Source organism: Pseudoalteromonas sp. bablab_jr011 (assembly GCF_016464045.1).
Lineage (GTDB): Bacteria > Pseudomonadota > Gammaproteobacteria > Enterobacterales > Alteromonadaceae > Pseudoalteromonas > Pseudoalteromonas lipolytica.
Genome location: NZ_JACDWU010000135.1, coordinates 43,764 through 56,334, shown reverse-complemented (window position 1 = coordinate 56,334; position 12,571 = coordinate 43,764). Strand labels below are relative to the sequence as shown.

Annotated in this window: 9 protein-coding genes; 6 read left to right on the top strand and 3 right to left on the bottom strand. The window is 41.0% G+C overall.

What is annotated here, in order from left to right:
• The first annotated feature begins 180 nt into the window (after positions 1-180).
• From JIG41_RS06375 to JIG41_RS06365, 3 genes are all read left to right on the top strand, one after another.
• The gene (locus tag JIG41_RS06375) at positions 181-1,005 is read left to right on the top strand and encodes an alpha/beta hydrolase (protein ID WP_118844496.1); all 825 of its coding nucleotides are present in this window, start codon (positions 181-183) and stop codon (positions 1,003-1,005) included.
• 461 nt (positions 1,006-1,466) lie between these two features.
• Positions 1,467-3,836 carry a TonB-dependent receptor domain-containing protein gene (locus JIG41_RS06370; protein WP_036966763.1) on the top strand — a complete coding sequence of 790 codons (2,370 nt, stop codon included), beginning with the start codon at positions 1,467-1,469 and terminating at the stop codon, positions 3,834-3,836.
• Between the two features lie 131 nt (positions 3,837-3,967).
• Positions 3,968-4,876: an alpha/beta fold hydrolase gene (locus JIG41_RS06365; protein ID WP_199524447.1), complete on the top strand. Its 909-nt coding sequence runs from the start codon at positions 3,968-3,970 to the stop codon at positions 4,874-4,876.
• Positions 4,877-4,924: 48 nt separating this feature from the next.
• Here JIG41_RS06365 and JIG41_RS06360 read toward each other — a convergent pair whose 3' ends face one another.
• The 3 genes from JIG41_RS06360 to JIG41_RS06350 form a co-directional block, all read right to left on the bottom strand.
• Positions 4,925-6,292 carry an alkaline phosphatase PhoX gene (locus tag JIG41_RS06360; protein WP_199524446.1) on the bottom strand — a complete coding sequence of 456 codons (1,368 nt, stop codon included), beginning with the start codon at positions 6,290-6,292 and terminating at the stop codon, positions 4,925-4,927.
• Positions 6,293-6,617: 325 nt separating this feature from the next.
• Positions 6,618-7,784: a GGDEF domain-containing protein gene (locus JIG41_RS06355; protein WP_199524445.1), complete on the bottom strand. Its 1,167-nt coding sequence runs from the start codon at positions 7,782-7,784 to the stop codon at positions 6,618-6,620.
• 478 nt (positions 7,785-8,262) lie between these two features.
• On the bottom strand, positions 8,263-9,453 hold the full coding sequence (locus JIG41_RS06350; protein WP_074989007.1) for an ROK family transcriptional regulator: 1,191 nt from the start codon (positions 9,451-9,453) through the stop codon (positions 8,263-8,265).
• A 269-nt stretch (positions 9,454-9,722) separates the two neighbouring features.
• Between JIG41_RS06350 and JIG41_RS06345 the strand changes: the two genes are divergently transcribed.
• From JIG41_RS06345 to JIG41_RS06335, 3 genes are read left to right on the top strand one after another with little or no spacing between them, the layout of a single operon-like run.
• Complete coding sequence (locus JIG41_RS06345) at positions 9,723-10,823, top strand: substrate-binding domain-containing protein (protein WP_199524444.1); 1,101 nt, start codon at positions 9,723-9,725, stop codon at positions 10,821-10,823.
• Between the two features lie 8 nt (positions 10,824-10,831).
• Positions 10,832-11,800: an ABC transporter permease gene (locus JIG41_RS06340; protein WP_199524443.1), complete on the top strand. Its 969-nt coding sequence runs from the start codon at positions 10,832-10,834 to the stop codon at positions 11,798-11,800.
• Positions 11,793-12,566 carry an ATP-binding cassette domain-containing protein gene (locus JIG41_RS06335; RefSeq protein ID WP_199524442.1) on the top strand — a complete coding sequence of 258 codons (774 nt, stop codon included), beginning with the start codon at positions 11,793-11,795 and terminating at the stop codon, positions 12,564-12,566. Before JIG41_RS06340 ends, JIG41_RS06335 begins: the two co-directional genes overlap by 8 nt.
• The last annotated feature ends 5 nt before the right edge of the window (positions 12,567-12,571 follow it).

Genomic DNA, 12,571 nt, shown 5'->3' with positions numbered 1-12,571 from the left:
GATGAGCCACACTATTAACTCGCACGAAAGACGTAAATTGACAACGCTATCAAAACATTTTCAAAAAATAGCCGACTCAAGTAAGTTCTGAATTTTCTGAGTGTGCGTCATGTATTAAAATAACCTTACTAGGGCTAGTATTAATGAAGGAATAAACGAGCAATTTGAATTTGGAAAACCATGAAATCTATTAGCGTTATATGTATCACTTTATTCTTTTTAATAACCAGCTATCCCACAAAAGCTGACATTGCTATAAACGCCACCCCTTTTGACTTTGCCACAACCCTAAGCTTTAACTCTGAAGTGTTGCATCAAGTTCGCTCTATAAATGTGTATTTGCCGCAAAACTATGAAAAAAATACAGACAAACATTACCCGGTCATTTACTTATTAGATGGTTCTAAAAATGAAGACTTTATTCATATAGCGGGCCTGGTGCAATTTGCGAATTTTTCATGGATCAAAATGATCCCCGACACCATTGTTGTCGGGATAAGTAATATTGATAGAAAGCACGACTTCACCACAAAAAGTAACAACCACTTTGACCAGCAAGAACTTCCAAGCCATGGGGGAGCTGAACAATTTATCCATTTTTTACAACATGAATTAAAACCATTAATCGCCAAAGAGTACCGTACTAACGGCACAGAGACCCTAATAGGTCAATCTTTAGGGGGCTTGCTTGCAACTGAAATATTGTATAATCACAGTGCGTTATTCGATCATTACCTAATCATAAGCCCAAGCTTGTGGTGGGACGATGAGGCGTTATTAAAAAGCCAATTTAAACCAAATCATCCTCCTAAATCGGTGTACATTGCAGTTGGCAAAGAAGGCCATGTAATGGAGCGAGTTGCGAAAGAATTATACAAACAACTTGCTCATTCACTTAAAGACAAAAGCCAAGTGAAATTCCAGTTTTTCTCCGAACATGAGCACGGCGACACATTGCATTTAGCGGTTTATGATGCCTTCAAAGACATCGACTACGCGCGTTGAGTCATCGCTATAATCAGCAATAATACCTGACCATTTGAACTTATAATTTAAGCCACTTAAAACAAAGCGGCTAAAAGCATTACCGTGCAAATATGGCTCTCGGTTGTTCGTGTAAGCGCAAGTACATGCCGAGTTCAGTATGTTTTTGGCAGGCTTTGGCATCTCATGTTTTTATAAATCAATTTATAAAGGAATTTATAACTCATTATAATTTAAACGTTTAAACAGCGTTTCGTAAGCTTATTCCCCCACTTCATATTTTCAATTACTTTTCTGCCATTACTTTTCTGCAATAAAAGTAATGATAGCTAATTACCCGCTATCAGCCCTTTTTAAATAAGCGCCGTGGAAAGCTGGCTTTAAAACAAGCACTCAAATGCGAATTATTCTTGATCTTATTTGTGTTTTATATACTATAACCGCCATCTTATATGGACTAACAAAAAAAATTGGGATCAACAATGAAATCAATAAGACTTAGCTTATTAACTCTGGCAATTACCGCACAATTTTCAGCAATAGCAGATGATGCAAAGCCTAAGCAAGACATGGAACATTTAGTTATTACCGCCACTGGTTTTGAGCAAAAAGTAACTGAAGCACCTGCAAGTATTTCAATTATCACAAATGAAGATATTAAATCTCACGCCTTTACTTCGGTGCTCGATGCAGTGCAGTATTTAGAAGGCATCGACATTGGTACAACCCGCGACAAAACAGGCCAAGGCAGTGTGAGTATGCGTGGTTTAACAGGTGAATACACCCTGCTATTGATCGATGGTAAACGTCAAAACAACCACGGTGATATATACCCTAATAACTTTGGTGGTAACGCCTTTAATCACGTGCCGCCGGTTGACGCTATTGAACGTGTTGAGGTTATTCGCGGCCCTGCATCGACACTTTATGGAGCAGACGCACTTGGTGGTGTTATTAATATCATCACTAAAAAGCACACTGATAACTGGAGCGGTGCAGTGTCATTTAGCCGTTCATTACAGCAAAACGACGACTTTGGTGATGACATAACCACCGACTTTAGCGTGATGGGTCCGCTTATCAAAGATGTTTTAAGCTTAGGTGTGCGCGGCAGTATTTATGAGCAACAAGCCTCCTCGCCAACATTTGAACCTGCGGTCGATCCTAATGGTGTCGTGCATACTCGCTCACTTGGCTTTGGTAGTGGTGGTCGTACTGTTGATAATACCAACGAACAATACGGCTTTACTTTAACTTACACACCTTTTGATTCTCATCATTTACGGTTTGATTATGACAACTCAAGCCAAGTGTATGACAACACGCCAAGCTACGATATTGAATCAGGCACTATTACTTACCCTTTAGGCACTAAAGATAATATTGAATCTATTTGGCAAGACAGCCGCGGTCAGGTTAATCCACGTGCAGGTTATGCCGCCGATCAAGAGTTTGACCGTGAGTGGTGGTCATTTAGTTATGATGGTGAGCTTGAATGGGCCACCATTAAAGCGTCGGTATCGTATGTTGATACGCAAAATAACGGCCGCACTTTGCCTCTAAGCGTTAGTGAGCGTATAGAGCTGCAAGCTATGTACGATGGCACTGGCGAATATGAAGGTATGGATGAGCAAGCACGAAAAGATTTAGCCGAAGACACCTTCTTACCCCGCCCAGCTCGCCCACTTGAAAGCAGTCAGTACACCTATGATTTACGCTTTGATATTCCAATCACTGGCGGTTTTGGCAGCCACAATTTAGCAATTGGTGGTCAGTTAATTGATGGTGAGTTAAAAGATGGTGTATTTGGTCTTGAAAGTGACCAAGCCGGTCAAGTTCAAGAACAAAACATGTACTCGGTATTTGCCGAAGATAACTGGATGGCAACCGATAACTTTACTTTCACTTTGGGTGCCCGTTACGACGACCATGATGTATTTGGCAGCCAAGTATCACCCCGCGTGTACGCTGTGTATAACTTATCCGACACTTGGACTTTAAAAGGCGGTGTTAGCACTGGTTATAAAACCCCACAAACAACCGACCTATACGACGGTATTACTGGTTTTGGTGGTCAAGGCACCAGCCCATTTGCTGGTAACCCAGACTTAGAACCAGAAACCAGTGTTAACTCAGAAATCGCGCTTTATTGGACATCACTTGAAGGTGATCACAACATCAATGTCACTTATTACAACACTAAGTTCGAAGATAAAATAGCCCGCGGCGATACCATTTTAAGCTGTGAGCAAACCAATGGTGTGCGCCCGTGTGTTAACTTAGGCCAATACGATCAACTGGGCTATGACAGCTACAGCCAAAAAATTAATATTGATGAAGTTGATCTACAAGGTGTTGAAATTGCAGGCCAATATACACTAACCAACACGGTGTCAATCAATGGTAACTACACATGGACTGACAGCGAACAAAAGAGCGGACCAGAACAAGGCAAACCATTAACTAACAGTGCTGAGCACATGGCCAACTTAACGCTAAACTGGGAAGCCACCGACTCAATCAACCTTTATTTACAAGGTGTGTATCGCTCAGATCGTTACCGTGGCTGGGATAACGTGCACGATAAAGCGCTGTATTACAAAAACTATAACCTACTTAATCTAGGTGCACAGTTCTATGTTAATGAGTACGTGCAAATTAATGCCCGCGTAAACAACCTACTCGACGAAGATTTCACCTCTTATAGTACGAGCTATACCGACTTAAATGGGGATGGTGAGTACGAGTACCTAACAGGTCGTGGCGTAGTGAGTGAAGTCACTTTCACTGATGACTACAACGTAAAAGATAAAAGCCGTAATTTCTGGATTGGCGTTACCGCTTACTTCTAATATTTTTCTCCCTGAATATAGGCAGCACTCACTGTTGTGCTGCCTACTTCGAGCAGGTCATACGACTGTCACTAAACTGCCAACAATGCCATTTATACTTCGTTAACCTGCGTAAGCCTGTTAGTTAAATAATGGAAAATATTCTCACAGCCAGCGGTATATCTATTAGTTACCAAGATAAAGGTGACCTTGATGCACCTGTGATCATATTGATTATTGGCTTAGGCGCACAATTTACCGTGTGGCCAGAGGCCTTGTATAGTGGTTTAGTAGAAAAAGGGTTTAGAGTAATTCGCTTTGATAATCGCGATGCAGGGCTGTCATCATCGCTCGATGAATTAGGCAAACCAAGCCTTATAAAACATTGGCTGAGCCGCCGTTTACCGCTACGCACCCACCTCCCCTATTCATTAGATGACATGGCCCGTGATGTAAAAGAGTTGATGAATGCACTTTCTATCAAACAAGCGCATTTAGTGGGGGCATCAATGGGGGGCATGATTGCACAAATAGCTGCTGCAAAATACAAAAAGCGCGTACTCAGTTTAACCACCATTATGTCGAGTAGTTCACCTTGGTCGTTTTCAGGCTCGAACATTAATTTACTCATAAAACTAGCTAAAATACAGCCACGAAACCGAACTAAAGAAGCCGAAATAAAATACAACGTACGCCTTAATCAATTAATTGGCAGCCCTGCTTACCCGCAAGATGAATGCGCTTTGTATGAAAACGCAAACCGTTATAGTAAGCGTGCCGCTCATAATCAACAGGGTTTCAAACGCCAACTAGCAGCCATTGCAGCAACCCCTTATCGCGAAAAACTATTGAAAAAAATTAAAGCCCCGACCTTGGTTATTCACGGCAGTGCCGACCCTGTCATCCCTCTTGAAGCTGGCATTAATACCGCACTTATAATCAAACGCAGTAAATTAAAAGTGGTGCCCGGCATGGGGCATGATTTTCCACCCGCTTTAATGAAAAAGATGACTAAATGGATAGCAAAGCATGCCCGTAGAGCATCAAAAAAGCCCCGTTAAATAACGCATACTCATTACGAATGAAAAACGTTATGAGCAGCGCTTTAATCAACCACTAAACTGATGCCAAGGACCTGTTATGGCGAGTGTTTTTGCTGGTGAGTAAACATTTACAAACAAGGTACTGCCATCGGGCGAAAAACAGGCTCCAGCAAGTTCTGTTTGCGCAACCAAACGCGCAAAATTATAAACCTGTCCTTCAGGAGTCACGCCACGTAAGTGATTATCAACCACATCGGTGTATTGATCTTCACAAACAATTAAATGGCCATTTGGTGACACTGTTAAGTTATCGCCAAAGTTATAGAGTGTTTTGCTGGTACTCTCAACAAACAACGATATCTTGCCAGGTTTCTCAGCTTCTTTATTAGTGCCTTCAAATTCTGATGGCTGGTATTTCATTACCTGACCAAGTTGCTTTTTACCGCCATTAGTACAACAAAAATAAAGCTCTTTATCACCCCAGTGAATGCCTTCACCTCGCGCAAATAAAGCAGCGCCTTGCTTAAAGCCACGTAAGCGTAAGTCATCTTTCGGGCTTTCAGGGTTATCTAAGTCAATCCACTCAACATCCAACTCTTGATGCAGTGGCATGGTCTTACTATGCCAGTTACGGCTATCGAACTGTGGTTTCCCTTTAACGACCATTGCTTGTAATTGGCCGCCTTTGTGCAGCTTGCCATATTCGTTAGGAATGAAACGGTAAAAAACGCTGTCACCCTTATCTTCGGTTAAATACACAATACCAGTGCGTGGGTCGACAGCGGCCGCTTCATGATTAAAGCGTCCCATGGCTTTCAATGGCTCAGGTTTAATGAGGCCTTTACTATTGGCAGGCACCTCAAAAATATAACCATGATCTTGATTGAATCCATCGGCTTTGGTGTCGGTTGTTTCTTCACAAGTCAGCCACGAGCCCCAAGGCGTAATACCACCAGAACAGTTACGAATAGTGCCCACTAACGAAAGATACTCTTGCTCTTTTTGATGGGTTTTTAAATTATAAATAATGTGGCTAGTACCACCAGGAAGTGCGACACCTTCGCGGTTAGTATCGAAGGCGAATGGTGTTTTATGCTGTGCGATACTGGCTTCGGCTTTAGTTAAATCTGTTGGTTTTAATTCGTGGTTACGCACCAAAGCAACACGGTCATTGCCAAGGGCAAGACAGCCCATACCATCGGCTTTGTCGGGAACAGTGAAGCCATCTGACATTTTCTCACCTAAGCTCGAAATAATCTGATAACTAAAACCTGCGGGTAAATCTAATAGCGCATCAGGGTCAGGCAATAAAGGACCAAACCCTTTGATCGTTGTTTGCAAATCATTAAGCGACACTTTGCCAATGGCACTTTTTGATAACCCTAAAAAGGCTAACGTACCCGCCCCTACCAAAAATTCTCGACGTGAAACCATGCTAACTCCAAGCTGAAACCAGCTTTATCATACAAATAAAAAGAGCATTATAAAGCAAAGAAATCATAAAAAGTTACAGTATCACAATCTTCACGAAAATGTCATAAAGCACCTAATAACGACGCTTTAATCACTACGAGTTGTTGATTAGGCACAATAAAATTAAATAACGGTGATATTCCAAACTGCAAAACTAACCATTCACATAACCAGACTAGCCATTTTATGAATGCGCTTAAAAGTCATCATCACAGTATTGTGAAAAGTTAATGTTCTCTCTAGTGGAGTGTTTCAAACTCGGAATAAGCAATTATTTTCGAGATGCTTATATTTTTGCTAAGTCGCCAAAACTCGTTACTTGATTACGACCTTGATGCTTTGAACGATACAACGCATCATCTGCACGTTTTAGTACTGTTTGCCAACTTGTTTCTTGTGGGTTCAACATTGCAACTCCGACACTTACTGTCAGATACACAGTTTCATCGTCTAAAATAAGCGGTGTTTTTGCAACAGATTTTCGAATACGCTGTGCCAATAATTCAACATCTTGGCCGCTTATGTGGCTCACTAACACAGCAAACTCTTCGCCTCCTAAGCGAAAATATTGGTCATATTCCCTGAGTTGCTGTTTAGCAATTGCGGTTACATGTGCGATAGCTTTATCGCCAAGTATATGTCCAAACTGATCGTTCACTGATTTAAAGTGGTCAATATCAAACACTATAAAGGCTAACTGGGCGTCATTGCGTATACATCGCTTTAGCTCTTTATTAGCAAATACCTCAAGCGCTTTACGGTTATACCACCCTGTTAAATGATCCGTTAAAGAATACTCTCTTAACGCGAGTTCTTTACGCCAAGTCACCACAACAGAAAATGCTATCGTCAGTAAAAAGTAAAAAGCGATAACCGCTAAACTACCTATGTTTAAAAGTTGATGCTTTTCAATCCATGGCGTATTTTCAATACCTGTCAGTAACAAATAGCCTCTAAATAACTGTTGCGCCGAGAAAATAAACAACAAAATAATGAGCAAGTAATACGCTTTGCCCGCCTCTTCTTTTCGGTGCTTCCAAAGTGCTAGCATCGCCGAAATATCAAGTGCAGCAATCATCGGATACAAAACAACAATACGCAGTTCAATTGACTCATTCATTGCTGGCACAAAATGCATAACAAAAATGCCAACAAAAACGATCAGCACAACCCCCCACATCGAACGATTATATAAGCATTTAGATACGCCACTGAAAAGCGCTGCATGCCCAGCTAAATAGCAAGCATTCGCAAAAGCAGGATGGAAAAACGAAGGAAAATCGACATTAGTCGCGAGAATACCCGATAAATTGGAAGCGAAAAATAATGCACCACACACCAGCCAATCAATTAAATAACTTTCGTTACGACTCGCAATGTACAAAGCAGCCATTGTTAACATCATTATAAAGCTAACCAGTGCCGTACAAACGAGCAATGTGTGGAGATCCATTCTTATTATTATCCCTTAATTAGAATTAGGGGGTGGATAATAAACCAACAATTAAGGCAAGTTCAATAGCCAAACTTAGAATATAATCCTCGAATTGACTATTATTTGTTCTATAGCTAAAGATATAAAATTAAATATATTTTTCCATAACTTAAAAATGACTTGTTATTTTTACCTATAGACAAAAGCCCTCTCATAAAAACCGCCTCTATAAAAACAGCAACTTTACATTTAACACGTTGAAAAAAATGAGTTTAGAAAGTAACGCCATGCTGTATCGGCCAAAAAATGCCTAACAAAACAGGGGGTTTCTGGACTTTATAAGTAACCTTATTTAACAGGTACATTCTCAACGTATTGATTAAAAGTATGAGCAGTCTGCTGTATTCATAGAGTGATTAACATGATTATTAAAATGCTTAAGAGTCATTTATCACTTTTTTAATCTCTCCTATTATGTTCGCTCATCTAGTTTATTTTAGCTTTCAGAAGCATACACTAAATGTTGAATTTGGGAGCATTGAAGCTCAAGTGGCATGTAAAGCGTTTGCATATTCTTACGACTCAATGCGGCATGAAGTGGTAAAGTGGCTAGCCCCTTAATGGTGATGTTGGCAACATCAGGGGTTTTAATTAACCTAACAACCTCTCTGTCACCATATTGAGAGATAGAAGGTATAAAAGGCCGTAATTGCTTAATTAGTTTCTCTAATAAAATATCACTGACATCACCACCAATGATGATTGTTTGCGTATTCAAAAGTGATTCAAGCGTATGAATAGCAATGCGCAGAGGCTCGGCGGCTTGGTCTACCCACCTATCTAAATGTTTACTTACAGCTGATTGGGTAATGACTTCTTCTTGCGTTAAATCATTTAAATTAAGCATAGCCTTTAAGGATGTTATCGATGCAAAGTCGTTTAATCGTCCTAATTCGGCTGTGCTTTCATCTGTTTCTGGTGTTACAAAAATATCACCTAACGCGCCTGTTAGGCCATTTTGACCAAGCAAAATTTGCCTATCATACACCACCGCTGATTCAACTCTTGAGCCTAAGTGTACAAAAATAAAGTTGTGAAGTTGCTGTGCTTCTCCAAATAACATTTGAAAAGCAGCACACGCCGAAGCTGAGGTTTCAAGCGCCACGGGTAATTGCAACTTATTGGCTAAACGTTGCTGCCATTGCTTGTTAAATGTAAAACGATTAATCGCCGTATCATCACTAACTTCAAGTGATAACCCAACGCCTAAAATTAATGACTTATCAATATTATCGATTTGCACTAGCGTGTCGACTAAATACGCCGCTTTATCTAACAGCGCATCAGGTTCAACCAAAGTATGCAGTCGGTTTATTTGCTCACCATTTAAGTAGAAAAGTCCCACTTCTAGTTCGTTATTCAACACTCTTATCGCAATGCTATAGGCTGCTTTTTTATTTAACACGAGCATTTTAGACGGTTTTCCTGCACCTTCTGCTTTTTTAATCCCGACTTCTTCTACTAGTTTTGCCGCTAGCAGCTCTTCAACCATATTGGTGATTGTTTGCTTTGTAAGCTGAGTATTTCGCGCAATTTCCACACGCGAAACAGGGCCTTGAGTAACAATTTGCGAGAGTACAAGACGCAAATTTATCGCTTTATTTTGCTTTGCGTTAGATCCTTTCACTGTAAGCCCACCTTTTTTACATCTTTCTTCGTTTACAACGTCTTACGCAGTTTAAGCTATCGTAACAGGAAACCGAACAAAAATTAATTAGTAAAAACATTTGACATATTTATACTCATGCATAAATATGATTATAAATAAAACAACTTAGAAACGTTACTTTTACTTTAATTTCACATTACAAAACAAGCTTACCTATAAATTACAATTAGTTACAGTAGGCTATGATAATTAAGTCAAAGTACGTGCATTAAACAGGATTGTTTAACATGTCATCGACTAAAAAAAACAGCAAGCAAAGCATACTCAAATCAGCAAACCGCTACTTTTTACACGTATTATGCTCGTTATGCTTTTACAGCTTTGCTTTATCGGCACAAGATAGCCAAACAATAGACTGGTCAAAAGCAGCGAATGCCAGCGACATAGCGCTCTCTTCAGAACAAATAAAGACTATAAAAAATAAACACCTTACCGCAGCACTCGCTTGGCATGGCGCAAGCCCGTGGATCAATGCCGTTAGCCGCGGAGCAGAAGATGAGTTTAAAAAGCTTGGTATCAAAGTGATTGCACAAACCGATGCGCAATACGACCCTGCAAAACAAGTGGCTGATTTAGAGAATATTTCAACTCTAGAACCCGACCTCGTTTTATCTCTGAGCATTGATGGCATAAGCACTAAATTAAGCTATCAAAAAATACTTGCCGTCGGCGCCAGACTGGTTTTATTAAGTAACCCGATTCCAGGATTTAAACATAACCAAGACTATGTCGGTATTGTGACTGATGACATGTTTGGTATGGGAGAAGCAGCCGCAGAATTAGTCGCGCAAGCATCAAATAATGCGGGCAAAGTAGGGCTTATTTTCCATGACGCTAACTATTTTATTACCAATAATCGCGATCAGGCTTTTCGAAAAGCCTTAGCGCGCTACAGCAATATTAAAGTGATCAGCGAAAAAGGCTTCGTAAAAGAACATGAAACAAGCAATATCGCTGCAGCAATGCTCTTACAACACCCTGAAATAGATACTCTTTATGTATCATGGGATGCCGCAGCAGAAGGCGTTATTGAAACGCTACGCTCGATTGGCCGTAAAGATATAAAAGTTATTACCCATGATTTAGGAGTAAATAACCTGCTTGATATGGCGATGAATGGCAATGTATACGGCACCATTTCAGACAGACCCTACGACATTGGTAAAACCATGGCTCGCATTGCAGCTGGGGCTGAAATAGGTATTCAAGTACCTGAATTTACACTGGTCCCTTTCGACTCAGTGACCCACGAAAATATTGCCCCTATTTGGCAAAAAGCATTTAAAGCACCGCTGCCTAAATTACTTGATTTAGCATTAAAACAATAAGGAACGACATGAGCATAAATCAACTAACACTAAACCAAATAAAGGGGATCGCGTTGAAGCGAGAGTTCTTTATTTACTATATTTTTCTGACCGTGATGCTGCTATTTACCATTACGCTCCATGACAGTGGCTTCTTTAGCCTCACCAATTTCATGAATATCGTAAGACAAACAGCGCCCGTCACTATTATGGCTATTGGACTTACGTTTGCATTAGCCGTTGGGCATATTGACTTGTCAATTGGTGCCGTTGTTGCACTTTCGGCGTTAGTCGGCGCGATTTTGCTACAGCATGTAGGCATTCCTCTTGCTGTTGTTGGCGCCTTGAGCGTGGGACTCATTGTGGGCCTTATTAACGGCTTACTAATCGAGCGCTTGCAAGTGTCTTCATTGCTTATCACCTTAGGTACAATGGGCGTAATTACAGGCGTTGCACGACAAATTACTAATTTAGAATCTGTGCCAATTATCGATCAAACTTTCACTGCTTTTTTTGGAGCGGGCGAGCTTTTTGGTGTGCCTTCCTTACTTATTTGGACTGTTGTGGTAGCAGCAATTGCCTACATTGTTCTAACAAAGCTTTCTTTTGGCCGTCATTTACTCGCCGTGGGAGGCAGTCCAAAAGCAGCCCTCGCCATGGGCATTAAAGTGACACGCATTAGACTTTATGCATTAGTTATTTCTTCTTTAGCAGCGGCGCTTGCAGGCTTGTTGTATGCCGGTCGTTTACATGGTGCACGCTACACACTCGGCGAAGCAGACTTATTAACTGTGATTGCGGCTGTTGCCATTGGTGGAACCAGTCTTTTTGGTGGTCGCGCTTGCATTATTGGCGCAATTTTAGGCTCGTGGTTAATGGGTATGATCAATAACGGGTTAATCCTTTCTGGTTTTTCCACCAATGAACAAATGATTGCGCGCGGTGTAATTTTAGTGATTGCCGTTGCTATTGGTGTCAAGGAGTTAAAAAATGGTTAGAACAGCACTCGACCAAGTGGCCTTAGAAGTCCGAAATATACAAAAAAGTTTTGGCGGTGTTCACGCACTTCAAGGGGTTAACTTTACCATTAACAAAGGCGAAGTTGTTGGCTTACTCGGCGACAATGGCGCTGGGAAATCAACCTTAGTTCGCTGTGTTTCAGGCATTCATAGCCCAGACGAAGGCGAAATAATCGTGAATGGTCAAGCGGTCAATATTGACTCCCCTTTAGATGCACGCAATGTTGGGATCGAAACAGTTTTTCAAGACCTCGCCATGGTGCCAGAGTTCAACATTACAGAAAATTTATTTCTGAACCGTGAAATAAAACACAAAAACCCTATTCTTCGTCGACTAGGCTGGCTTGATAAAAAAGCCATGGAGAAAAAAGCCAAAAAAGCATTAAACCGACTTAACAGCCGTATTCCTAGTTTTGAAGAACAGATTTACCGTTTATCGGGCGGACAGCGCCAAGCTGTGGCCATTGCCCGCGCTGTAAACTGGGGAGCTGATATCGTTATTATGGACGAACCAACAGCCGCTTTAGGTGTTGAGCAAAGCGCCCAAGTCAATGAGCTAATCAACCTTATCAGCTCTCAAGGCGTTGCCGTATTATTGATCAGCCATAATATGCAGCATGTCGTAGAAACATGCAACAGAGCGGTTGTACTTTACCAAGGTAGATCGGTTGCCGATGTTGCTGTATCCGAGGTAAGCAAAGAAGACTTAGTTAGCCTCATCACAGGCGCTAAAACAGCAGCATAAGGAAG

Excerpts from the sequence above, each read along its gene's own strand:
- JIG41_RS06375 (WP_118844496.1), top strand. The coding sequence starts at position 181 with ATGAAATCTATTAGCGTTATATGTATCACTTTATTCTTTTTAATAACC.
- JIG41_RS06370 (WP_036966763.1), top strand. The coding sequence starts at position 1,467 with ATGAAATCAATAAGACTTAGCTTATTAACTCTGGCAATTACCGCACAA.
- JIG41_RS06365 (WP_199524447.1), top strand. The coding sequence starts at position 3,968 with ATGGAAAATATTCTCACAGCCAGCGGTATATCTATTAGTTACCAAGAT.
- JIG41_RS06360 (WP_199524446.1), bottom strand. The coding sequence starts at position 6,292 with ATGGTTTCACGTCGAGAATTTTTGGTAGGGGCGGGTACGTTAGCCTTT.
- JIG41_RS06355 (WP_199524445.1), bottom strand. The coding sequence starts at position 7,784 with ATGGATCTCCACACATTGCTCGTTTGTACGGCACTGGTTAGCTTTATA.
- JIG41_RS06345 (WP_199524444.1), top strand. The coding sequence starts at position 9,723 with ATGTCATCGACTAAAAAAAACAGCAAGCAAAGCATACTCAAATCAGCA.
- JIG41_RS06340 (WP_199524443.1), top strand. The coding sequence starts at position 10,832 with ATGAGCATAAATCAACTAACACTAAACCAAATAAAGGGGATCGCGTTG.
- JIG41_RS06335 (WP_199524442.1), top strand. The coding sequence starts at position 11,793 with ATGGTTAGAACAGCACTCGACCAAGTGGCCTTAGAAGTCCGAAATATA.